This window comes from Rhizobacter sp. P3_C12 (assembly GCF_056402735.1).
This window is the reverse complement of record NZ_JBFUGW010000661.1, coordinates 1-540: the sequence shown is the minus strand read 5'-3', so window position 1 is coordinate 540 and position 540 is coordinate 1. Positions and strand designations below refer to the sequence as shown.

Below are 540 nucleotides of genomic sequence, written 5' to 3'. Positions count from 1 at the left end.
CTGCCCGCCGGCTCGCGGCCCGCGGCGGCAACTCCGGCGCGCGTTGCGGAACCGGCGCCGGGCGAGCGCCGCGGGCAGGTGCTCTACATCGAGGACAACCCGGTGAACGTGCTGCTGGTCGAGGAACTGGTGCGCGGCCAGGCCGGCCTGTCGATCGAGTCGGCCGCCAGCGGCGAAGCCGGCGTCGAGCGGGCCCGCGAGCTGCAGCCCGACCTGGTGCTGATCGACATGCAGCTGCCCGATTTCGACGGCTTCGAGGTGCTGCGGCGCCTGCGAGCGCAGCCGGAGACGGCCCACATCCGATGTGTCGCGCTGTCGGCCAACGCGATGCCCGAAGACATCGCACGGGCTCGCCACGCGGGCTTCGACGACTACTGGACCAAGCCGATCGACTTCACCGAATTCCTGGGTGGTCTTGATCGGCTCTTTCCACCGCCTTCATCCGTTTGAGAGACTGTGTTCTTGCTGTGCGCGTGGGCGGGGCGGCCGGGGAGAGGCTGTGGGGGCTCAGCTGGGGCAGTCGGCCCCACAGCCTCTCCC

Annotated in this window: 1 protein-coding gene; it reads left to right on the top strand. The window is 70.6% G+C overall.

The window, feature by feature from the left end:
* Positions 1 to 450 (top strand): response regulator (locus AC1DXV_RS35235; RefSeq protein ID WP_477938132.1); only part of this gene is annotated, 450 nt, incomplete at its 5' end.
* Positions 451 to 540 lie beyond the last annotated feature (90 nt).